Source organism: Pseudofrankia coriaricola, assembly GCF_001854805.1.
Classification (GTDB): Bacteria; Actinomycetota; Actinomycetes; order Frankiales; family Frankiaceae; genus Pseudofrankia.
In genome coordinates, this window is the sequence record NZ_MBLO01000011.1 from 1 (window position 1) to 21,145 (window position 21,145).

Annotated in this window: 15 protein-coding genes and 21 tRNA genes; 28 read left to right on the forward strand and 8 right to left on the reverse strand. The window is 70.7% G+C overall.

The genetic code is table 11. The features are described 5' to 3' along the window. Both BCD48_RS02535 and BCD48_RS51005 read right to left on the reverse strand, forming a co-directional pair. Positions 1-415 (reverse strand): undecaprenyl-diphosphate phosphatase (locus tag BCD48_RS02535; protein ID WP_274536488.1); only part of this gene is annotated, 415 nt, incomplete at its 3' end. After that, a complete protein-coding gene (locus BCD48_RS51005; protein WP_157910420.1) occupies positions 412-573 on the reverse strand; it encodes a hypothetical protein in 162 nt (53 codons plus the stop codon). The genes BCD48_RS51005 and BCD48_RS02535, both read right to left, overlap by 4 nt. A gap of 648 nt (positions 574-1,221) precedes the next feature. Here BCD48_RS51005 and BCD48_RS02540 point away from each other — a divergent pair. From BCD48_RS02540 to BCD48_RS02645, 22 genes are all read left to right on the forward strand, one after another. Beyond that, positions 1,222-1,782 carry a MarR family winged helix-turn-helix transcriptional regulator gene (locus BCD48_RS02540; RefSeq protein WP_083418075.1) on the forward strand — a complete coding sequence of 187 codons (561 nt, stop codon included), beginning with the start codon at positions 1,222-1,224 and terminating at the stop codon, positions 1,780-1,782. A 414-nt stretch (positions 1,783-2,196) separates the two neighbouring features. Then, positions 2,197-2,268, forward strand: a tRNA-Trp gene (locus BCD48_RS02545). Between the two features lie 120 nt (positions 2,269-2,388). Next, positions 2,389-2,460 (forward strand) — tRNA-Pro (locus BCD48_RS02550). Positions 2,461-2,514: 54 nt separating this feature from the next. Next, positions 2,515-2,590, forward strand: a tRNA-Arg gene (locus BCD48_RS02555). A gap of 314 nt (positions 2,591-2,904) precedes the next feature. Next, positions 2,905-2,977: transfer RNA gene (locus tag BCD48_RS02560), tRNA-Thr, on the forward strand. Positions 2,978-3,045: 68 nt separating this feature from the next. Beyond that, positions 3,046-3,117, forward strand: a tRNA-Thr gene (locus BCD48_RS02565). A gap of 11 nt (positions 3,118-3,128) precedes the next feature. After that, positions 3,129-3,204: transfer RNA gene (locus BCD48_RS02570), tRNA-Gly, on the forward strand. A 1-nt stretch (position 3,205) separates the two neighbouring features. Then, positions 3,206-3,277, forward strand: a tRNA-Phe gene (locus BCD48_RS02575). 14 nt (positions 3,278-3,291) lie between these two features. Next, a tRNA-Gln gene (locus BCD48_RS02580) sits at positions 3,292-3,362 on the forward strand. A 22-nt stretch (positions 3,363-3,384) separates the two neighbouring features. Continuing rightward, a tRNA-Ile gene (locus BCD48_RS02585) sits at positions 3,385-3,458 on the forward strand. A 239-nt stretch (positions 3,459-3,697) separates the two neighbouring features. After that, positions 3,698-3,772: transfer RNA gene (locus tag BCD48_RS02590), tRNA-Glu, on the forward strand. A gap of 182 nt (positions 3,773-3,954) precedes the next feature. Further along, positions 3,955-4,027: transfer RNA gene (locus BCD48_RS02595), tRNA-Lys, on the forward strand. 1 nt (position 4,028) lies between these two features. Further along, positions 4,029-4,107: transfer RNA gene (locus BCD48_RS02600), tRNA-Met, on the forward strand. 144 nt (positions 4,108-4,251) lie between these two features. Beyond that, positions 4,252-4,324 (forward strand) — tRNA-Ala (locus tag BCD48_RS02605). Positions 4,325-4,335: 11 nt separating this feature from the next. Further along, positions 4,336-4,413: transfer RNA gene (locus BCD48_RS02610), tRNA-His, on the forward strand. Positions 4,414-4,419: 6 nt separating this feature from the next. Continuing rightward, positions 4,420-4,491, forward strand: a tRNA-Ala gene (locus BCD48_RS02615). A gap of 12 nt (positions 4,492-4,503) precedes the next feature. Next, a tRNA-Asp gene (locus BCD48_RS02620) sits at positions 4,504-4,576 on the forward strand. Between the two features lie 4 nt (positions 4,577-4,580). Then, a tRNA-Val gene (locus tag BCD48_RS02625) sits at positions 4,581-4,653 on the forward strand. A gap of 33 nt (positions 4,654-4,686) precedes the next feature. Then, positions 4,687-4,759 (forward strand) — tRNA-Arg (locus BCD48_RS02630). Positions 4,760-4,827: 68 nt separating this feature from the next. Beyond that, a tRNA-Tyr gene (locus BCD48_RS02635) sits at positions 4,828-4,907 on the forward strand. Positions 4,908-4,967: 60 nt separating this feature from the next. Next, positions 4,968-5,044 (forward strand) — tRNA-Leu (locus BCD48_RS02640). Between the two features lie 13 nt (positions 5,045-5,057). Then, a tRNA-Ser gene (locus BCD48_RS02645) sits at positions 5,058-5,143 on the forward strand. Between the two features lie 451 nt (positions 5,144-5,594). Here the strand turns inward: BCD48_RS02645 and BCD48_RS02650 are convergent. From BCD48_RS02650 to BCD48_RS02665, 4 genes are read right to left on the reverse strand one after another with little or no spacing between them, the layout of a single operon-like run. After that, on the reverse strand, positions 5,595-5,807 hold the full coding sequence (locus tag BCD48_RS02650; RefSeq protein ID WP_071046619.1) for a phospholipase domain-containing protein: 213 nt from the start codon (positions 5,805-5,807) through the stop codon (positions 5,595-5,597). Between the two features lie 53 nt (positions 5,808-5,860). Beyond that, positions 5,861-6,154: a hypothetical protein gene (locus tag BCD48_RS02655; protein WP_071046620.1), complete on the reverse strand. Its 294-nt coding sequence runs from the start codon at positions 6,152-6,154 to the stop codon at positions 5,861-5,863. Beyond that, positions 6,144-8,135 (reverse strand): multicopper oxidase family protein, encoded by a 1,992-nt coding sequence (locus BCD48_RS02660; RefSeq protein ID WP_071046621.1) that lies wholly within the window; start codon positions 8,133-8,135, stop codon positions 6,144-6,146. Before BCD48_RS02660 ends, BCD48_RS02655 begins: the two co-directional genes overlap by 11 nt. Next, positions 8,132-8,611 (reverse strand): DUF6220 domain-containing protein, encoded by a 480-nt coding sequence (locus BCD48_RS02665; RefSeq protein ID WP_071046622.1) that lies wholly within the window; start codon positions 8,609-8,611, stop codon positions 8,132-8,134. Before BCD48_RS02665 ends, BCD48_RS02660 begins: the two co-directional genes overlap by 4 nt. Positions 8,612-9,031: 420 nt before the next feature. Between BCD48_RS02665 and BCD48_RS02670 the strand changes: the two genes are divergently transcribed. Together BCD48_RS02670 and BCD48_RS02675 are read left to right on the forward strand one after the other, a co-directional pair. Beyond that, positions 9,032-10,297 (forward strand): sensor histidine kinase, encoded by a 1,266-nt coding sequence (locus BCD48_RS02670; RefSeq protein WP_071046623.1) that lies wholly within the window; start codon positions 9,032-9,034, stop codon positions 10,295-10,297. Next, entirely contained in the window at positions 10,294-10,995 is a 702-nt protein-coding gene (locus BCD48_RS02675; RefSeq protein WP_071046624.1) for a response regulator transcription factor, read from the forward strand. Before BCD48_RS02670 ends, BCD48_RS02675 begins: the two co-directional genes overlap by 4 nt. Positions 10,996-11,176: 181 nt before the next feature. On the opposite strand, the gene BCD48_RS02680 is transcribed toward BCD48_RS02675, so the two are convergent. Both BCD48_RS02680 and kstD read right to left on the reverse strand, forming a co-directional pair. After that, on the reverse strand, positions 11,177-13,195 hold the full coding sequence (locus BCD48_RS02680) for a phosphocholine-specific phospholipase C (protein ID WP_071046625.1): 2,019 nt from the start codon (positions 13,193-13,195) through the stop codon (positions 11,177-11,179). A gap of 172 nt (positions 13,196-13,367) precedes the next feature. Next, positions 13,368-15,182: a 3-oxosteroid 1-dehydrogenase gene (gene kstD, locus BCD48_RS02685; RefSeq protein WP_198543049.1), complete on the reverse strand. Its 1,815-nt coding sequence runs from the start codon at positions 15,180-15,182 to the stop codon at positions 13,368-13,370. A gap of 509 nt (positions 15,183-15,691) precedes the next feature. Here kstD and BCD48_RS02690 point away from each other — a divergent pair. From BCD48_RS02690 to BCD48_RS02705, 4 genes are all read left to right on the forward strand, one after another. Continuing rightward, positions 15,692-17,038 (forward strand): ABC transporter substrate-binding protein, encoded by a 1,347-nt coding sequence (locus BCD48_RS02690; protein WP_157910421.1) that lies wholly within the window; start codon positions 15,692-15,694, stop codon positions 17,036-17,038. Between the two features lie 228 nt (positions 17,039-17,266). Beyond that, positions 17,267-18,142 (forward strand): branched-chain amino acid ABC transporter permease, encoded by an 876-nt coding sequence (locus BCD48_RS02695; RefSeq protein WP_071046627.1) that lies wholly within the window; start codon positions 17,267-17,269, stop codon positions 18,140-18,142. Beyond that, positions 18,135-20,384, forward strand: a complete 2,250-nt coding sequence (locus BCD48_RS02700; protein ID WP_071046628.1) for a branched-chain amino acid ABC transporter ATP-binding protein/permease — start codon at positions 18,135-18,137, stop codon at positions 20,382-20,384. The genes BCD48_RS02695 and BCD48_RS02700 overlap by 8 nt, the downstream gene beginning before the upstream one ends. Continuing rightward, entirely contained in the window at positions 20,371-21,081 is a 711-nt protein-coding gene (locus BCD48_RS02705; protein WP_071046629.1) for an ABC transporter ATP-binding protein, read from the forward strand. Before BCD48_RS02700 ends, BCD48_RS02705 begins: the two co-directional genes overlap by 14 nt. Positions 21,082-21,145 lie beyond the last annotated feature (64 nt).

Sequence of the window (21,145 nt, forward strand, 5' to 3'; positions counted from 1 at the left end):
GCGCCGCGTACCAGTCGGCGGCGCCGAGGACGAGGCCGAGCACGATGAGCGTCGTCGCGATCAGCCGCAGGTCCCGGAAGGGGCCTTCGATCGAGTCCTTCAGCGTCACGCCGAGGACGGAGATCGGGATCGACCCGATGATGATCAGCCAACCCATCCGGGTTTCCTGGGTGCCGCGGTACTTCGGGTTCCTCAGGGACCGCGCCCAGCTGGAGACGATCTTCGCGATGTCCTTGCGGAAGTAGAGCAGGACCGCGGTCTCGGTGCCGATCTGGCTCACGGCCGTGAACGCCGCGCCCGGGTCCGGCCAGCCCACCAGCGCCGGCAGGATGCGCAGGTGCGCGCTGGACGAGACGGGCAGGAACTCGGTGAGCCCCTGGACCACGCCGAGGACGCCACCCTGGAACCAGTTCACGCGGCCGCCACGCGGGAGTGGCGCGCCGCGCCCGGCCGGCCGGCCTCGCGGGCGGGCGGGGTGGGGCCGTCGCCGAGGATGCCGACATGGACGGCGTCTGTGGCAAGGGCGCCGCGGCCCTCGGGCAGGCCGCCCGGAGGAGTTCCGTACCTGGTCACGACGCCTCACAGTAGCCGACGTCACCGACCGGCCGGCAGCCAGCCCACGCCCGCCCACGGCGGGCACCCCGGCCGGTCCGCTATGCCGGAGATGGGTCTACTTCCGGACCTGTTGCTCTGGCAGAGCTAGTCTGAGCCTCGACAAATCACCCAGGTGCGCCCGTCCGCGCGCGCCGTCGAGGTCGCCCCCGGAGGGGCCGGCCGCCCCGGCATCGCGCCTGGCGGCGCTGGCGGCTACCGTCGGAACCGGGCCTTCGGGCGCGGTACCGGGCCTCGCCGCCGCCGACGGGCAGTGACGGCTGGTGTCGGGTGCCTCATCGGAGGGACCTATGACTCTCGGTACGTTCAGGAAACTTGGACTGAACGGCGAGGAAACTCCGGTAGAACAGGCTTCGTGATGTGCGGACTCCTCAAGGAACCCCTCCGGGGCGAGCGGTCCACCTTCCCGCCCGTCGCCACCCCCAGCCGTCCCACCCTCCCACGCCCGCACCTCGTCCCGGCCCCGACGCCACCGCCCGCAGGCCCGGCTCCCACGCGGCCGACAGCGAACCGGCGCGGCCACACGCGGCGCCGTCTGTCCCGCTGGCGCCACTCGTCCGGGTCCCCGCGCCCCGTAGCCCCGAGCCGGCCCGACCACGGGCGGCCGACATGACCGCCTCGACCGCGCGCGGGGCCACGTCGAACGGTCGGTACCGGGTCGCCCGCGAGACCGTCCTGTCGGTCACGGCGGCCCGGGACGGACGCACCGAGGAACTCGCCGGCGAGGTCGTCGAGGCCGCGCGGCAGCTGTGGCGGGTCGTCGGCGCCGAGAAGCCGACCGCGGCCCCGGCGGTGTTCGAGAAGCTGCGGCCGCGCCACATCCAGCTGCTGCGCCTGCTCGCCAGCCAGCCGGGCATGTCGGTGCGGCAGGCCGCCGAGGCGCTGTCGATGCGCCCGCACAACCTGAGCACCCTGATCACGGACCTGGTCGGCGCCGGCCTGGTGGAGCGGCGCGGGGACCCGCACGACCGCCGCGTCGCCCGCCTCTATCTGTCCGAGACGGCCCGCGCCGAGGTCGAGGGCGTCGAGCGCGACCTGCACACCGCCGTCGTCGAGGTGCTCGCGCGCCTCACCGACGTCGACCAGGGCCGCATCCGCGCCGCCCTCCCGGCGCTCGCGCGCCTCGTGACCAGCCTCGAAAACCCGGCGCCACTCACAGGCGCCCGCTGACCCCTGCCCATAGCGAGGGGCAGCCGGACACAACCGGGCCCGGCGTGCACCCGCACTCCCGTCCATCGAGCCTCCTCGGAAAACCCCTTGAGGTCACGCCGGCTCCAAGGCATCCTTGTTCCAGGCGCTCGAACGGAGCACCAGAGCACCAGACAGCGCGACACTCAACAACACCGCGGCGAGCGACGAGCAGAGGAGGCCTGCGGCATGCGACCGACATCCACGTCCCAGCTCTCCCAGGCCGATATTCTCCGAGGTCATCGCTCATATGTGGCCACGCCCATGTGGCGCGGCGGCGAAAGCCCGGGGCGGACGTCCTGACCTGACAGGTCACTGGACTCCGACCGCCCCGGGCAGCCGCCCGCGAGGCGGTCTTCTCTTTTCCAGCCAGACAGCCATTCTTGGCCATTCCCTAGGGATGTAGCTCAAAGGTAGAGCGGCGGTCTCCAAAACCGTTCGTTGGGGGTTCGAGTCCCTCCGTCCCTGCTCGCGCGCCCTTTTCGGGAAGCGCTCGCACGATTGAAAACTCCACAGCGGACACGACATGCCAGGACGCCATCCCTGGCACACCGGTGGCCCGAGGCGCCTCGCCTCGGGCCACCGGAACGGGACGTGGGGTAGAGGTTGCCCACCTGATTTGGGATCAGGCCCACGTCGGTTCGAATCCGGCCGTCCCGACGACGCCGTCACGCCCGAGGCTGCTATCGCGGTTATCCGGGCGCCCGGCGACACACCCCTCTAGCTCAGAGGAGAGAGCGCCCGGTCGCGACCCGGGAGGCCACAGGTTCGACTCCTGTGAGGGGTACCAGCGGGGCCACCTGCCCCGTGGCACGCGGTCGTAGCTCAGTGGCAGAGCAAGTGCCTTCCAAGTCGACCTCCCAGATCGCTTACCTCCCCGATCACGACCTCCCAGATCGGCTTCGCCGATCCGGCAGGGACCCCGTCCGCCGATCGAGCAGGGACCCTGTCGCCGATCCGGCAGGAACCCCGAGACCGGAGTTCGATTCTCCGTGACCGCTCGAGGGGCAGGGCCTGGTAACAGGACCGGCTCCCCTGATTTGTCGGGGACCCAGGGCAATCGGCCGGTCAGGGCCGGAGGCCGATATCCGGGACCCCCACAGTGCCTCCGTAGCTCAGCTGGCAGAGCGGCCGCCTCGTAAGCGGCAGGTCGGCGGTTCGAATCCGCCCGGCGGCTCCCGGCCCGGACGAGACGCAAAAGTACTCTTTTTCGCGTCTCCCACGGACCTCGCGGTGGCATGGCGCGCCCTTGTGGCACAGCGGTAGTGCGTCCCCCTGGTACGGGGAAGGCCGGCGGTTCGAATCCGCCCTTGGGCTCGGTTTTTCGTGTGGGCGTGGTGCAGTTGGCAGCACATCACCTTGCCATGGTGAAGGTCGCCGGTTCGAACCCGGCCGTCCACTCCAGGGGTCTGTAGCTGAGAGGGATCAGCGCCCGCCTGAAGAGCGGGAGAGGAAGGCTCGATACCTTCCGGGCCCACGCGGTACACACGATGAGGTGTCGGCCAATGGCAGGCCGCCGGGCTCTGGACCCGGAAATATAGGTTCGAGTCCTCTCACCTCAGCCTTTTCACATCCGCTCCGCACGGTCGTCTAGCTCATCAGGTCAGAGCATCCGCCTGATACGCGGAAGGCGCGAGGTTCAAGTCCTCGGGCGACCACTGGAACTACTTTCCGACGCGTCGCGGCCCGCGGCGCCCCTGCATCCGCTCGCTACCGGCAGGCAGGGTTAAGGGCTAGGTACCAGCCCACGGGCCACCATGCCGCTCCAGCCCAGCGGGCAGAAGCACCGCGCCGCGATCGCGGCCATCGGCCGGACGAGACGCGACAATGTCCTTTCTTCGCGCCTCCGGAGGCCTCGATGCGAAAGGGCAGGTTCGACTCGTCCGAGCGGCACCATGCTCCGTTGGAGTAAGAAGGTCAACTCGCCGGACTCTCAATCCGGAGACTGCGGGTTCAAGTCCCGCACGGAGCACTGGGCCGCGCCCGCGGCCCTTCTGGAAGATGAAGTCACCGTTGGGGTGGCCACCGTCCCGAAAACGGATGGGCGGCGCAAGCCGTTGGGGTTCGAGTCCTCCGTCTTCCGCGCTACCCGGCCGGGTAGCCCGCCTGATGGCGGCCACGGACCGGGCACGCGGCATCAAGAAAGGCTGTGCCGCCCGTGTAGCTCAGTCGGCAGAGCGGCCGCCTCTTAAGCGGCATGGCGGAGGTTCGAGGCCTTCCACGGGCACGGCGGGGTAGAGGAGTTCGGCCGTCCTCACGGGGCTCATAATCCCGGAATCGTGGGTTCGAATCCCACCCCCGCTACCAGTGGCATGCGGTTCAGTCGGCGGCACATCTCCCCGCTGAGAGGAGGTCCGATCAAAGGAGGCACGACGGTGTTCGTCCGTCGCGTCTCCGGAGGCCGTCCGACGGCACTCGGGGCTCCCGCCACGCCAACTGTTCGGATATCAAGGGGTCTTAGCTCATTAGGCAGAGCGTCTCCTTCGCACGGAGAAGGTGCGGGGTTCGAATCCCCGAGGCTCCACTCGGCGCATGGTGACCGATGCCGAAGCGGTCGAGGCACCAGGTTGTGATCCTGGCCACGAGAGGGTTCGAGTCCCTCCGGTCACACCATTTCTCGGGGCTGTAGCTCAGCGGGAGAGCGGCGGTCTGGCAGACCGTAGGTCGGGAGTTCGAGTCTCCCCAGTTCCACGGTTCCACGATGCTGGTGTCGCCTAGCGGCCAGGGCACCTCCTTGTCAGGGAGGACATCGGGGGTTCGAGTCCCCTCACCAGCGCGACGCCCGGGTAGCTCAGCAGGGAGAGCGGCTGCCTTACAAGCAGAAGGTCGGGGGTTCGAACCCCTCCCTGGGCACGCGCGCCGGCCAGGACGGCCAGGCGCGACCGACCGCGCATAGTTCAAAGGAGAGAACGCAGCCCTCCGACGGCTGAGGTTGTAGGTTCGATTCCTACTGCGCGGACTGCACGGACGACAACCGGGGCATTCCCCCGGTGGCCACGCGGGACGCAGATGTCTCTGTGGCATCTCGCTGGCGCTGGGCACTGGTGAGCCCAACGGCCTGTAAAGCCGCCGCTTCGGCTGTGGGAGTTCAAATCTCTCCGCCAGCACCGAACACTCGGACACATACCGCCGCCGTCACCACCATCGGCGGCGCGCGCCGGATCCATGCCCACGTAGCCCAACTGGAAGAGGCGTCCGGTTCAGAGCCGGAATGTTGGGGGTTCGATTCCCTCCGTGGGTACCAGTCACCGAACAATGGAGGGTTGCCCGAGTCCGGTAAGGGACGCGCCCGCTAAGCGCAGGTCGGGTTCTGCCCGCGGAGGTTCGAATCCTCCACCCTCCGCCGCATCCGTCCCCTGGCTCGACGGAACCGACGACGCCGCCGACGCTCCGGCGCTCCGGCGCTCGCGGTTTCCATCGTCACCCGACGCCGTCACCTGACGCGCCGGACCGCCGGCCTCGTGTCCGCTGTGGATGGTGCGTGTCACCAGGCCGTTGCCTTCGAGCTCTCGGAGCCGGTCGGTGAGCGTTTTCGGGCGGCGGCTGGTCCGGTCTCCGGTCGCCGATGCCGGGCTGGTCGCGGTACGAACGGACCCGGCCTTGACGGACAACGGAGACCCCGGAGCCGTGCCCGCCGGTGTCCGCCTGGACGGCACGCTTGGCCCGATCGCGCCCAAACGCCGGATCGGTCGGCTCGGCTCCGGTCTCGGTCCTCCCCCGTCACGACGTGTCGCGGGGTCCTCGCATGGTGCGCGCGAGGACCCCGCGATCGTTCTCTCAGCTGCCCAGATCTCTCAGCCGCCCAGCTGCGGGTCACTCACCGATGGCTTGCCGTCCTCGAGGTGCCCGGCGAAGCCGCGCACCCAGGTCGTGCCGGGCGCGGACACCGTGATGTCGTACCAGCCACCGGTGCCCTTGGTGTCGACGGTGACGTTCTTCGAGCCGGCGCCGCGCGCGGCGTGGCTGTCGTACGCGTTGCGCACGTCGACGGTGACACCCTTCGGCACGTCGACTCCCTCCGTGGGTACCAGCAGCCGCAGACGATGTCCAGGTCACCTCGTTACGGGGAGGAGACAAGCCGAACGCGCAATGGGTTAAAGCCGAAGAGTTCCGTCAGCAACGTCTCCGTGTCTGGGTTCGCGCTGCGAAGCCGGGCTATGACAAGGGAATCGGCCAGCTCCTCCAGGGCGGCATCGATGACGTCGAGGTCTGCGCGATCCAACGTGGGGACTTTGCGGGCCAGCCGTCGCAGTTCGGCATCGACGACGCTACGGCTGCGATATTGCACTCGGTCGACGAGACCCGACGAGGGCTCCTCGGACCGGAGAGCAACGACCTGCGGGTCAGTGGGCATGGCTCGCGTCTTCGAAGGGTGTGCTGACGCCGTCGTAGACGAGCCGCAGCATCATGCCCTGGTTCGCATGGGGCAGGTTGTGGCAGTGGTTCATCCAGATCCCGGGGTTGGTGGCCTGGAACGCCACCTCCCAGACCTCACCCGGCCTGACGTCAAAGGTGTCCGCCCACACCGGGCTGCCGGAGGAGGGGGTCCCGTCCCTGGAGAGGATCAGCACGGTGTGGCCGTGCAGGTGCCAGGGGTGAGTCTCGAGGCTCCGGTTGACCACGGTGAACCGGACGAGGTCTCCCTCGCGGACGAGCTGGTCGGGGATCGACGGATGTCCGCGGCCGTTGACGGTGTGGGCATAGGTCGGGTGGCCGTCGATCATGGCCACACCTCGGTCCAGGACGATCGTGAAGTGCCGGTCGGCTTTGTCGGCGTCGAACGGCACGGCCGCGGGGGCGCCGTAGTGCAGCAGGTCGAGCTCCGGCCAGCCGGAGGTGTCCGGCACGGCGGGGTCGTCCCCTGCGTGGTCAGCCGGGCGCAGCAGTACGCCGACGTCGTGGTCGTGGTCGAGTACGAGCGCCACCGGTGTGTCCGGCATGTCGAAGACCACGTCGTACCGTCCGCCCGCGGGTAGGCGTAGCCCGACCTCACGCACCTCGTCTGGTTGATTGAGATCGCGGCCGTCGGCGGCCGCCACCCGAAACGTTGTGCCGGCCAGCGCGAACCAGTGGGGATCCGAGTCGGTGTTGATCAGTCGCAGCCGCACTGGCGCACCGGGGCGGGCCGTGTGGTCGGTGCGCCTGTCCTGGTCCCCGATCACCACGGTGTCGTCGAAGGTGTGCACGGGCAGGGTCAGGTCCAGCTCCCGTTCCTCCCCCTGCCGTCCCTCTCGCGGTCTCACGACGAGGGACCCGTACAGCCCCTTGCGCACGCTGGGGTGCGATGCCTGGTGTGTGTGGTACCAGTAGGTCCCCACCTGGTCGGCACGGAACCGGTAGATGAAGTCGTCGCCCGGTGTCACCGCGTGCTGTGTGGCGCCCGGCGCGCCGTCCTCACCACATGGCACGTCGTAGCCGTGCCAATGCAGGGTGACGCCGTCCTCGATGTCGGTGTTGCGAAGCGTTACCTCGATCAGGTCACCTTCTGTCGCGGTGATTGCCGGACCGGGCACCTGGCCGCTGTAGGTCCACGCGTCGATGTCGCGTCCAGACGCGAGGCCTACCGTGGCGGTCTTGGCGGTGAGTGTGTGTCGCCGTCTGGTGCCGCCCGGGGCCGGTACGTCGGGGCCTCGCAGGTCCGCCACCGAGACCGTTGCCCGGGACCCGGAGGCACGTCCCGGCCCACCTCCGGTGACCGCGGCCTCGGGAGCCCTGAACAGCAGGCCGACACCGGCCGTCCCTGCTCCTACCACGGCCACTCCACTGGCCACGCCAATGAACCCACGGCGGGAGAGTCCCGAGCGACGTCGCGCTGCCGGTGCTCGCGTGCTGTCCGAGGAATCGGCATCGGTGCGCTCCACGGCCGGTGTCGCGACCACTTGCGCGGTCAGTAGAGCGCCGGCGCAGACGGGCGAGACGGCGATCAGCGCGGCGCTCCAGGTCAGGGGGTATCCGGCGAGGAAGGTCACCACCAGGCCGGCCAGCGCGGCGTATCCGACGGTGAGCAGCGAGACAAGGCTGCTTGCCGGCAGGCCCTCGCCCGGCGTCCGTCTCGCCGCGAGCAACCGGGGCCCGGCGATGAGCACGGCGGCCAGTCCCGCGGCTCCGAGCATGGGAAGCCCCAGCAGTACCTTCTCCTGCACGAACCACCAGCCCCGACCGGACAGCGTCGCCACGGTGGCCAGTCGGGCAAGCGTCGCCAGGACAGCCCCGATGAGGAGGCCGAACGCGAGCCGATAGCGCCTAAGCGCCACCGTGACACCGGTCCCGAACCAAGTGGTGACACCCAGCAGTGCTACGACATGGTCCAGAAGGATCCACTGGACCGTGGTCATGACGCTGTGCGAGTCGAGCCTGCCGCTGGCCCGGCAGCCGGAGCGTCGTCGCCCGCACCGGCCCGGGTGGTGGGCGCCGCGGGCGTCGACAGCCCTCGCGCCTGCCGGAGGATGGTGCCGACCACGGCGATGATGACCAGCCCGTTGACCGCGTGCAGGCCGAACACGAGCTGACCAGCGGCCGTGGTGTCTCCCGTGTCCCCGAACGCCTTGGCGATGGCCGCGATCACGGGCTGCAAGATCCCAAGTCCCGCGACCAGACCGGACAGGCCGATGAGCCGGCCGGGTATCCGGACCAGCGCGGCGAACACCGTCAACACCGCGGCGAAGAGAACGATCCCGTACCCCAGGGCACGGTGGGGTTGGAATGACTCATCGTTGGGTGCGGTGTCGAACGCGCCGCTGGCGGCCAGGAAGAACTGCGCTACGACGGCGAGCAGCAACAACGCCGCCAGTCCGGCGAAAACTTTACGCATGGGAGAGCCCCTTCAGGTTGGTACGCATCCGGCCTCGGCAACGAGACGGTGGTGGCGAAGTCGCCGCCGAACGCCGACCAGAGCCCGATGGCGATGCCGAGGGCCAGCACCCAGGCGAGTAGCACGAAGCCCCGTCGGCGAAATGCGACGCTCGCCAGCCTGCACAGTGGTCCGGCCGTGACGCGGAACGCGTGACGCGGCGATCGTTGAGCGACGACACGTCGATCGTGGATGCCTCCGTCGGTGGTTGCACGGAAGCGATCGTCGCACCGACGATGTTGGGGAGTCCTCCGTCAACGGATGGCGACGTCTACGCGCTCCGACGTAGATATCTCGCCCTGACCGCGCTCCTCGTCGTAGATGCCCGCGGGTCTGACGGGGAGTCGCGTCCGTCGTCGCCTGGGTATCTATGATTGCGATATGCATGACCGCGCCGTGTCGTTCCGTCTGCCCGCGCTGGCACAGGACCTGATCCTCGCGCTCTTCATCACTGTGATGCAGGTCCAGGGAACCCTCCGCCGGGTAGCGACGGAACCTGAATCGGTGCTGCGCCCACTTACCGACCTCGGACACCTGGGTTATGTTCTGTTGATCGTCAGCGGCACCGTCGTGGCCGTGCGCCGCCGCTGGCCGGTAGCGGTGTTCGTCACGGTCGCGCTCGCCAGCCTGGCGTACTACACCCTCGACTTTCCCGACGGTCCGGGTTGGATCGGGCTCTTCGTCGCCATCTACACGCTCACCGCCCTCGGCGACGGGCGCCGGTCTCTGTTGACGGCCAGCGTGGGGATCACGGCGTTGGCCGCCTGTTGGCTGATTGCCGCAGCCGATATCGAACCTCGTGCCGCGATGGGATGGGTGTTCTTCAGGATCGGGGCGAGCATTATGAGCGCTGCCCTGGGCGAGTCGGTCCGATCCCGACGGGTCATCGCGGCCGAAGCATTGGAGCGAGCTGAATTGGCCGAACGGACCCGGGAGGAAGAAGCGCGTGCCCGAGTCGACGCCGAGAGACTCCGGATCGCCCGAGAAGTCCACGACACCGTCGCTCACGCCATCGCAATCATCAACGTCCAGGCCGGTGTCACCGCGCACGTGCTCGACAAGCGGCCGGAACGGGCACGCGAGACGCTGGAAGCCATCGAGCAGACGAGCTCCCGGGCGTTGTGGGAGATGCGGGCCATCCTCGGGGTGCTGCGGGATTCCAACGAGGGACGGGCGCCGCACCCCGGTCTCGGGCAGATCGACGAACTCACCGCGAAGGCGCGCGATGCCGGACTCGATATCAGCCTCGAGGCGACGTCGCCACCGTCGCCACCGTCGAGCGCGGTGAGCGGCGCCGCCTACCGCATCCTGCAGGAGTCGATCACCAACGTGATCCGCCACGTCGGCCCGACCCGGGTGACGGTGGCGCTGGACTACGGGATCGATACCTTGGAGGTCCGCGTGACCAATGGGGCTGGTCGTCACGATGCAGCTGACGGCCGCATAGGCCTGCACGCGGGCCTGCACGCGACAACCGCGGCCAGCAACGGCACCGCCAACCCGGCCGAGCCCGGCCGCGGCATCCTCGGAATGCGCGAACGCTGTCAGCTCCTCGGCGGCGACCTGGCCGCCGCGGCCCTGCCTGACGGCGGATTCGAGGTCAAGGCACGGCTGCCCCTAGCACCTACTGGAACGGCGCATCTATGAGCACAGCAAACGCGTCACCCGGCAGTGCTCCGATCAAGGTGCTGCTCGCCGATGATGAGTGGCTGGTGCGCTCCGGGTTCAAGGTTCTGCTCGACGTCGAGGACGATATCGAGGTGGTGGGAGAGGCCACCACCGGGGCCGAAGCCGTGGAACGGGCCCGTGCCACACGACCGGACGTCGTACTCATGGACATCCGGATGCCCAAGGTGGACGGGATCCAGGCCACCAGCCAGATCGCCCGGACCGTCGGGCTGCAGCGGGTCCGCGTGCTGATCCTGACCACCTACGAAACCGATGAGTACGTCTTCGAGGCACTACAAGCCGGCGCGTCCGGCTTCCTGCTCAAGGACGCCGGGCCGGCCGAGCTCCTGCATGCCATCCGTGTCGTCGCCGCTGGAGAGGCGTTGCTGGCGCCGCGGATCACCCGCCGCCTCATTGCCCAGTTCACCGTGGCACGGACCGCCTACAAGGCCAGCGAGGACCGACTGGCGGTGCTGACGCCACGTGAGCGTGAAGTACTGGCTCTGGTGGGTCAGGGCCTGAACAACGACGAGATCGGTACCGTGCTCTTCCTCAGCCCTGCCACCGCCCGCACCCACGTCAGTCACGCGATGGGAAAGCTGGGCGCCCGCGACCGTGCGCAACTGGTTGTCATCGCCTACCAGACGGGATTGGTGAGCCCCCAGCAACACGGTTAGCAGCGCGTGGGTGATCCTCGCGGGACTCCGTCCTGCCGCTCCGGCCGTTCATGCCTCCGTGGGAAACCGTCCAGGCTTGCGCGCATCTCGGTGAGCGCCGGTCGGGTTCGGCTGCGGGCCTCCCCCGTCGCGACGTCGCGGGGTCCTCGCGTGGTGCGCGCGAGGACCCCGCGACGTCGCGTCAGCCGCCCAGCTGCGGGTCGCTCACCGACGGCTTGCCGTCCTCGAGGTGCCCGGCGAAGACACGCACCCACGGCGTGCCGGGAACGGACACGGTGATGTCATACCAGCCACCGCTGCCCCTGGTGTCGATCGTGACCTTCTTCGAGCCGGTTCCGTGCGTGCCCTGCTTGTCGTACGCACTGCGCACGTCGACGGTGACGCCCTTCGGCGCGTCGATCGACACCTGCAGGGAAGACGACTTGCCCGAGCGGCGCACCGAGACGGAGGCCTTGTCCGCGCCGGCCTTGCCGGCGTAACGCCGGAAGAAGCCGTTGGGGCCGTGGACGTGGATGTCGTAGTTCCCGCTGACCAGCCACTTCGCCGTGAGCTTGTCGCCCGCGCCGACGGTGTAGCTGTACGGCGCCCCGGCGGGGGCGAGCAGGCGGGCCTGGAAGTGGGCGCCGAGCGCGCCGTCGTTGTCGAACTCGACGGCGATCGTGGCGGCGCCCGCCTTCGACGTCTCCTCGGCGGAGAGTTCGTACGGCGTCGGCCGGGCCGGCCGCTGGCCGCGCTCCTGCCGCGGCATCGCGCCGGTCGCCGGCACGGCCGGGTAGTAGGTGGGGTGCCGGTCGTGGTCACGCGGGGCCCACGAGCTGGTGTCGGGGAGCTTCGGCGGGTTCGCCTTCTCCTTCGAGAAGTCGAAGGCCGAGGTGAGGTCGCCGCAGATCGCGCGGCGCCACGGCGTGATGTTTGGCTCCTTGACGCCGAACCGCCGCTCCATGAGCCGGATGATCGACGTGTGGTCGAATGTCTCCGAGGCCACCCAGCCGCCGGTGCTCCAGGGTGAGACGGCGTACATCGGGACCCGTGGCCCGAGGCCGAAGTGGCCGTTGCCGAGCGGGCCGCGGTAGACCTCGTTCGTCGTCGGCACGGTGCTCGCGCCCGGGATCAGCTCGCTGTTCACGTGCGGCGGGACGAGGTGGTCGAAGAAGCCGTCGTTCTCGTCGTACGTGATGAGCAGGATCGTCTTGCTCCACACGTCGGGGTTGCTGGTGAGCGCGTCGAGGACCTTGGCGATGTACCAGGCGCCGTAGTTGGACGGCCAGTTCGAGTGCTCGCTGAAGGCCTCGGGCGCGGTGACATAGCTGATGCTGGGGAGCCGGTTGGCCTTGACGTCGGCGCGCAGCAACTCGAAGTAGTCCTGGCCCGCCGAGGCCTTGGTGCCGCGGCGCGCCTTCTCGTAGAGCGGGCTGCCGGGCTGTGCGTTGCGGTAGGTGTTGAAGTAGAGCAGCGAGGTGTCGCCGTAGTTGCCGATGTAGGGGTCGCTGGTCCAGCCCCAGGAACCCGCGGCGTCGAGGCCGGTCCCCTCGTCCTGGTAGACCTTCCAGCTGACGTGGGCGGCCTCGAGGCGCTCCGGGTAGGTCTTCCAGTCGTAGCCGAGCTCGTCGTTGTAGAGGACCGGGCCGCCGCCCTTGCCATCGTTGCCGGTCCAGCCGGTCCACATGTAGTAGCGGTTCGGGTCGGTGTTGCCGACGAACGAGCAGTAGTAGGCGTCGCAGACGGTGAAGGCGTCCGCGAGCGCGTAGTGGAAGGCCGCGTCCTGGCGCTGCAGGTAGGCCATGGTGGCCGTGCCCTTGGCGGGCACCCACTGGTCGTACACGCCGTTGTTGAGCGCCTGGTGACCGTCACTCCAGGCGTGCGGGAGACCGGTGAGGAAGGCCGCGCCGAGGTCGGCGGCGTCCGGATGGAACGGGAGCAGCTCGCCCGTGCCGCCCGGCTGGTTCCAGACCGGCTTGCCGCTCGGGAGGACCGCGGGGTGCGGCTCGCCGAAGCCGCGGACGCCGCGCAGCGCGCCGAAGTAGTGATCGAAGGACCGGTTCTCCTGCATCAGGACGACGATGTGCTCGACGTCCTTGATGGTTCCGGTCCGGCGGTTCGCGGGGATCGCGGCGGCGCGCGCGATGCTCTGGTCGAGCGTGACCAGAGCGGCCGCTCCGCCGGCCAGGCTCAGGAACCTGCGGCGATCGATGTCGACCACGGATGCTCCTTGTCGAGGTTTGGGGGCCCCAGACTGGCGCGCCCCCCTCCACAACCGGCATCCGAGAGATGACGAACAAACGAAGAGCTGAGGTGCATCCGCCGTGGACCGGGGTGCGCTGACAGCCCCGGTCCGCGCTGGTCCTGGCACCAACGACCAGGTGTCCGCCTGGTCAGGCGGGCGGATTGTCGGCGATATGGTTGGCGGCGACGTAGCCGAAGGTCATCGCCGGGCCGATCGTCGCCCCCGAGCCGGTGTAGCTGTGGCCCATCACGGCGGCGCTGGAGTTGCCCGCGGCATAGAGGCCCGGTATGACCGACCCGTTCGTCCGGAGCACCCGGGCCGACGCGTCGGTCACCATGCCGCCCTTGGTGCCGAGGTCACCTGGCACGATCTTGAATGCGTAGAACGGCGGCAGCCACAGCGCGGCCAGGCAGGAGTTCGGGACCACGCCGGGATCGGTGTAGTAGTGATCGTAGGCGCTGTTGCCGCGGCCGAAGTCGGTGTCCCGTCCCCGCAGCGCGAAGCCGTTGAACCGGCTGACCGTGCTCGCCAGCGCGGAACCAGGGACGCCGATCTTGGCGGCGAGGCCCTGGATCGTCGAGGCCTTGAACACCGCACCGCTGTTGTACCAGGAGTCCGGGAACGGCAGCAGCGGCGCCACGTCTCTGAACAGGTAGCGGTTCCGGTAGTTCTGGTCGACGATCATCCAGGCCGGGATACACGGCGAGGCCGCGTTGCGTTCGTACATCACGTGGACGACGTCGCCGTACGGCGCCGCCTCGTTGACGAACCGCTGCCCGGCCTGGTTGACGATGATCGAACCTGGCAGCGTCCGCTCGGCCAGGCAGAAGTAGGCCTGGTCGGGCAGGGGGATCGCCGGCCCCCACCAGGAGTCGTCCATCAGCGCCAGCGCGGCGCCGATCTCCTCCCCTGCCTCGATGCCGTCACCGGTGTTCTCCCGGGCGCCGACCGTCCAGCTCGTGCCGATCGGCTGCGCCTGGAACTCGCCGCGCATGCTGGCGTTGTGCTCGAAGCCGCCGGCCGCGACGACCACGCCACGGTGGGCACGGATCGTGGTGTTGGTCCCGCTCAGCGTGGCGACCGCACCGACCACCCGCCCGCCTTCCACGGCCAGGTCCACGAGCGGGGTGTTCAGCAGCACCGGGACGTTCGCCGCCGCCAGACCCGCCCGCAGCCCGCCGGCCAGCGCCTGGCCCATGGTGAGCGGCACCTGGCCGGCCAGTAACGCGGCGACTCCCCTGGCGGCGGCCTCGGCCGCGACCGCGGCTCCACGCGCGTTCACGGCCGCGATGTTGAGCCACTTGTAGTCGGCACTGTAGATCACCAGGCCGGCCGGCACCGGAATGTACGACGGATTGAGCCGGGCGAGCTCCGCGCCCAGCACCTTGCCGTCGAACATGGCCGGTTCAAGGGACCGGCCGTTCGGCATCCCGCCGGACAGCTCCGGATAGTAGTCGGAATACCCTTCCATCCAGCGGAAACGCAGCGGGCTGTTGTTGAGGACGAACGAGATCATCGCCGGGCCGTTACCGAGGAAGGCGCTCTGCCGGGCGGCGGGTACGTCGCCGCCGACCACCGCCGCCAGATAGGCCGCCGCCTTCGCCGGAGTGTCGGGCACCCCGGCCGCCAGAATCACCTGGTTGTTCGGGATCCAGATCCCGGCGCCCGACCGGGCCGCCGAACCACCGAAGGTCGGCGCCTTCTCGATGACGACAGTACTGAGGCCGCGCTTCGCGGCCCGCAGCGCCGCCGTCATCCCGGCGGCGCCGCAGCCGACGACCACGACGTCGTACTCGGTGGCGGCGAACGCGGGAGTCGCGAGGCCACTGAACAGGCCGGTGCTTAGCAGGCCGCCGGCCAGGGCCGCGCCGCGCAGCGCCGTGCGGCGGCTGAGGCCGGCGTGCTGGGCGGGGCGGCGAGCGTTCTGGGGCGACGGTAAGTCGGGATCCGAAACGGCGTCCATCGACAGGTCCCTTCGGCGTCGGCGAAGTCTGCGCCGGTACCTGGTGTGGGCACGGCTTCGCGCGGGTGAGCAAGCAGAAATGACAGCTGCGCACAGGACGTGGGGAGCGAGCGGAACCGCCATGCGGAGAGTGGAAGGACCCTGACTTCCGATCGCGGAAACCAAGCATGCGCTTGCTTGTTTACGTTGTCAACGCCGGATAGCGTTCGAAGTGTCGCTCACCGCGATCGCCGTTTCCCCACCGACAGGACCACCCCGATGACCAGCTCGGCGCCCGTCGACCGACATCGGGGCAGGCGGTGCCGACGCGCTGTCGGCGCGGGCGACGGCGGGCGACGGGCCACCGCGAGGACCGGTGGTCGGCCGAGACCCGTCGAACTGCGCCATCGTGGCGACGTCACCGCAGGTCAGGACCCGCCACCGAGCGAAAAACCTGACGATGCATCAGATTGGCGCTAGATTCGCCGCCTAACCGGATATTCGGTCCACCGCCGATGCTCGGAGGCGACATGTCAGAACTCCGCCGCTCGACCGGCCGAACCCAGCCCGCGGGCTGGGCTGGACGGCTGTTACGCCCGTCCACGACCAGATCCGAGCCGTCCTTACGGCCCACGCCACGGGCACGCCGCCTGGCGGCGGTCTCGCTGGCGACCGCGGCCACGCTGCTCGTCGCCGTCGGCTGCTCGCGCGACACCGCGGGCGATGACTTGGCCCCGGCGTCGTCCGCCTCACCCGCGAGCACCGCGGCGGCGATCGCGCCGTCGAAGAAGTTCACGCTCCCGGCACCGGTGAAGCTGGTCGCGCTGATCGGCGACAAGACGAACTCCAAGGACCCGAACGCGATCAACGACTTCAACGACGGCGCCCGGCTGGCCGTCGAGGACATCAACGCGGTTGGCGGGATCGGCGGGCACCCGGTCGAGTTCGCCGCGGTCGACACCTCCCCCACCGGGCAGGACGTCGACAACTCGTTCAACCTGGCGCTGGAGCAGAAGCCGACCGCGCTGCTCGGCCCGGTGTCGTCGACGACGGCGCTGGCGTTGCTCGCCCGGATCAACCAGGCTGGCGTCCCGATCCTGCAGAACTCCACCGACGGGCGCCTGGCCACCGACGGGCCGAGCGGCAGCCCGTGGATGTTCGGCACCCGGCCCCGCAACGACACCTCCGCCCAGCGGGCCACCGAGTTCGCGACCTCGGTGCTGGGCGCGAAGAAGCTCGGCCTGCTGCGGGTCGACACCGCGTTCGGCCAGCAGGGCGAGACCGGGGTGAAGGCGGGCCTCGCCGGCACCCCGCTGGTGTCGGACAAGAGCTTCGCCTACAACGCCACCGACCTCACCGGCGAGGTGTCCTCGATGGCGCAGGCCGGTGCGCAGGCCGTCATCGACTGGGGCACACCGAACACGCTGGCGCTGACCGTGAAGACGTTCGCCCAGCAGGGCCTGCGCGACGTCCCGCACATCGGTCCTGGCAGCGTCGGCTTCTCGTCGTTCGCGACGGGTGTGGGCGACCCGGCGCTGCTGGACAACGTCTACGGCGCCGTCGACTGCAATCCGCAGGACGACCCGAGCCGGCCGCAGGTGGGCGCCTGGTTCGACCGTTTCAAGGCGAAGTACGGCTACACGCCGTCGTACGGGTCCGCCGAGCTCTACGATTCGGTGCTCATCCTGCGCGAGGTGATCGAGAAGGCCGGCTCCGCCGACCCGGCGGCGATCCGTGACGGCCTGAAGTCGCTGTCCGGCTTCGCCGGCATCTGTAGCGCGAGCTACGCCAACAAGGACGGCTTCCTGATCAGCCAGGTCGTGATGGGCCGTTACCAGAACGGCGTCTTCAAGACCCAGAAGGTCTACGCGGACTGATCCGGCGCCCGCGGGCACGGGCGGGCACTGCCCTGTTTGTGTCCTCGCCAGCCGGCGGCGCGCCCGGCCCGCCAGCGGGGCGACGCCGCCGGCCGGCGCCCCACCCCCGACCAGGCGCGATCGCGGCCGGCCGGCCATCGGCGGGTAGTGAGCCGCCCCGGGGCGAACGTGACCGAAGCAGGACGAGGCGGAGAAGAACGCCGAGGGAGAAAGGGAGAGGCGGCGACGGTGAGCGGGTTCGTCACGGCTGTCGCGAGTGCGCTGACGCAGGGGTCCGTCATCGCGCTGATCGCGCTCGGCTTCCTGTTGATCTACCGGGCAACCGGGGTCGTCAACTTCGCCCAGGGTGACCTGGTCACCCTGGGCGCCTACATCTCCTACTGGGCGTACCACGACCTGGAGCTGACGCTGCTGTCCAGTTGGCTGATCGCCGTCGTGGCCATGTTCGTGATCGGCATCGTCCTGGAACGGTTCGCCTACGCGCCGATCCGGCACCGCTCGGAGCACACGGTGGTCATCGCGACCCTCGGCGCCGCGCTGGTCATCCGCGCGACGATCGCGATCTGGCAGGACACCAGTCCCAAGTTCGCCCCAGACCCGTTCCACGGCGACGTCTGGCAGCTCGCCGGTGCCCGCGTCCCGTACCAGAACCTGCTGGTCATCGCGACGACGGTCGTGGTCGTCACGGCGATCCTGCTGCTCGTCGGCCACACGCCGTTCGGCCGTTCGGTGCGGGCGCTGGCCGCCGACCGGGCGGCGGCCTCGCTCGTCGGCGTGCGGGTCACGCGCACCTCGATGCTCGCCTTCGGCCTGTCGGCCGCGCTCGCGGGCCTTGCCGGGGTGCTCGTCGCCCCGACGCAGGCGCTGACCGTCGATCTCGGCTTCGGCCCGATGCTGTTCGCGTTCGCCGCGGCCGTGCTCGTCGGGCTCGGCCGGATCGGGGCGGTGCTGCTCGGCGCGGTCGCGATCGGGTTCGCCCAGTACGTCGTCGGCCGTTACGTCGCCCCCGACTACCGGGAGGCCTACCCCTTCGTCCTGATGCTCGCGGTGCTGGCGATCCGGCCTCGCGGCCTGTTCGGAGAGCAGGTGGGCCGCCGTGTCTGAGCCGACCACCGCGTCCGCGGCCGCGAGCCCGGCCACCGCCGCCGTATCCGGGGCCGCCGCCCCGGACGCCGCCACCACGGCCGAGGCCGCCGCGTCCGGGGGTGCCGCGTCCGGGGGTGCCGGCTTCACCGGGGTCGCCGGTACCACGGCCGAGGCCATCGCCTCTGGGGGTGCCGGCTCCGCCGGGGCCGGCGGCGGGCTGCCGGTGCCGTACCGACAGCACCAGCTGGCCATCGTCGCCGCGGTCATCGCCGCGACCACCCTCGCCGGGGCGCTGACCCGTGGGCAGTACGGCTACGGCCTGCTCGGCGCCTGGTGCGTGCTGGCCGTCTCGACGCTCGGCTTCTACCTGGTCTTCGGCCTGTCCGGCCAGTTCGCGTTCTCGCAGGCCGCGTTCATGGCGATCGGCGGGTACACGTCGGTGGCCGTGGCGATCCACGCCGGGTTCCTCGCGGGCCTCGGCGCCGCCGTCGTCGTGTCCGCTCTGGTCGCCGCCGCGCTGGCGCTGCTGATCAGCCGCACGGAGAAGTTCGCCTACGCGATCGCGACGCTCGCCATCGGCTACCTGGTCACCGTCGTCTTCCGTCAGTGGTCGGCGGTCGGCGGCCAGGGCGGTGAGCGGCTCAACATCGCCCGGCCGAAGGTCTTCGGCCACACGTTCGCGACCGACGGGCAGCTCCTGCCGCTGCTGGTCGCGGCGCTCGCGATCGCGCTCGTCATCGTCGCGCTGGTGGAACGCTCGCCGCTGCGGCGCGAGGCGATCGCGGTACGGGACAACCCGGTCGTCGCGACGATGTCCGGGGTGTCGGTCGCGCGGCGACGGGTGCTGCTGTTCACCGCCGGCTCCGCGTTCGCCGGAGCGGCCGGCGCGCTGCTCGCGCACCGGTCGGCGGCGATCTTCCCGGAGACGTTCTCGCTGCAGCTGGCGATCAACCTCTTCCTGGCGCTGCTGTTCGGCGGGATGGGGTCGATGTGGGGGCCGCTGGTCGGTGCCCTGTTCGTCGTCCAGGTCCCGGAGCGGCTCCGCTTCGTCGGCCGTTACCAGGACCTCGTCTACGGCGCGCTGCTCGTCGTCATCATCATCGCCGTGCCCGACGGTCTCATCGGGGTGGCCGGCCGGCTCACCGAGGCGGCGCGCGCCCATGCCCGCCGCCGCGGCCGCGGCGGCGCCACGACCCGCGCTCTCGACGTGGCGACGGGCGGCCCGGCGGACCCGCCAGACCCGGCGGACTCGATGGACCCGGCGGACTCGGTGGGCCCGGCGGACTCGGTGGGCCCGGCGGACTCGGTGGGCCCGGTGGGCCCGGCGGGCCCGGCGAACTCGACGGACCCAGCCGACCCGGCGGACCTGACGGGACCTGCCCAGCCGTCCGGGCCGCCACCGGTCCCGGCTCCCACCGCCGCCGCCCGGGATCAGGCACCGGTCGCGGCCGCGCTGGCGGCCCGGGACGTCGATGTCCGGTTCGGCGGGGTGCGGGCCGTCGCCGGGGCCGGGCTCGAGGTGCGGCCGGGGGAGATCGTCGGGCTCGTCGGGCCGAACGGCTCCGGCAAGTCGACCCTGCTCAACGCCCTGACCGGGCTCGTCCCGGCGGCCGGCGGACTGTCGGTCGGCGGCGAGCCGGTCGCCTGGCGAAGCCCGGACCGGGTCCGCGCGGCCGGGGTCGGGCGCACCTTCCAGACCCCGCAGGTCGTCGACGGCCTGACCTGCGTGGAGAACGTTATGCTCGCGGTCGCGGACCGGCGCCTGTGCGGCCTCGGGAGCGCGCTCACCCGCCGCCTCGCGATGCTGCGGGCCGAGCGGGCCCGCGCCGGACAGGCCAGGGCGGCCCTGGCCCGGGTGGGCCTCGCGGCACTCGCGGACACGCCGGCCGACCAGCTCGCCTACGGCTGGCGACGGCGACTGGAGCTCGCCCGGGTGCTCGTGGCCGAGCCCCGGGTGGTGCTGCTGGACGAGCCGGCCGCCGGGCTGAACGAGGCGGAGACGGCGTGGCTGGCCGGCCTGCTGCGGGAGCTGCGCGCCGCCGGGGTCGCGCTGGTCGTCGTCGAGCACAAGCTCGCCCTGCTCGGCGAGGTCTGCGACCGCCTCGTCGTCCTGCGGCTCGGCGAGGTCGTCGCCGACGGCGACCCCGCCACCGTCTGGGCGGACGACCGGGTCGTCGAGGCATATCTCGGCCGCGCGGCGCCCGTCCGGCGGGCCGGCCCGGCCACACCGGGAACAGGGAGCGCCCATGCTGCGAGTTGAGGGGCTCACCGTCCACCACGGCCCGGTCGCCGCCGTCGTCGGCCTTGATCTCGAGGTCCGTCCCGGTGAGGCCGTGGCACTGCTGGGCGCGAACGGCGCCGGCAAGACCTCGACGCTGGCCGCGATCTCCCGGCTGGTGGCGGCGACCAGCGGGACGGTCCGCCTCGACGGCCGGCCGCTCGGCCGCCGCGGCGCCGACCAGGTCGCCCGCCTCGGCCTGCTGCACGTCCCCGAGGGGCGGCGGGTGTTCTCGACGCTGACCGTGCACGAGAACCTGCTGGTCGCGGGCAGCGCCAGGGGCCGCCGCGGCGGCGGGCGGCGGGCCGGGCGGGCGCTGCTCGACGAGGTCTACGACCTGTTCCCGATGCTCGCCGCGCTGCGCGACCGGCCCGGCTGGGCGCTGTCCGGCGGCGAGGCGCAGATGGTCGCGATCGGCCGGGCGCTGATGGGCATGCCCCGGGTGCTGCTGCTCGACGAGCCGTCGCTGGGCCTGGCCCCCACGGTCGTCGACGCGGTCTACGCGGCGCTCGCCCGGATCCGGGAGCGCGTGCCGCTGCTGCTCGTCGAGCAGGACTCCGCCCGGGCCTTCGAGCTGTGCGACCGGGCCTACGTCCTGCGTTCCGGCCGGCTCGCGCTCGCCGGCACCGCCGCCGGCCTGCGCGGCACCCCCAAGCTCGTCGCCGCCTACCTCACCTGAGCGAACCCACCGGGCCGACGCCTCAGGCCCCTCCTTTCCGCTTTGTGCATACCCAGTCCGCGAT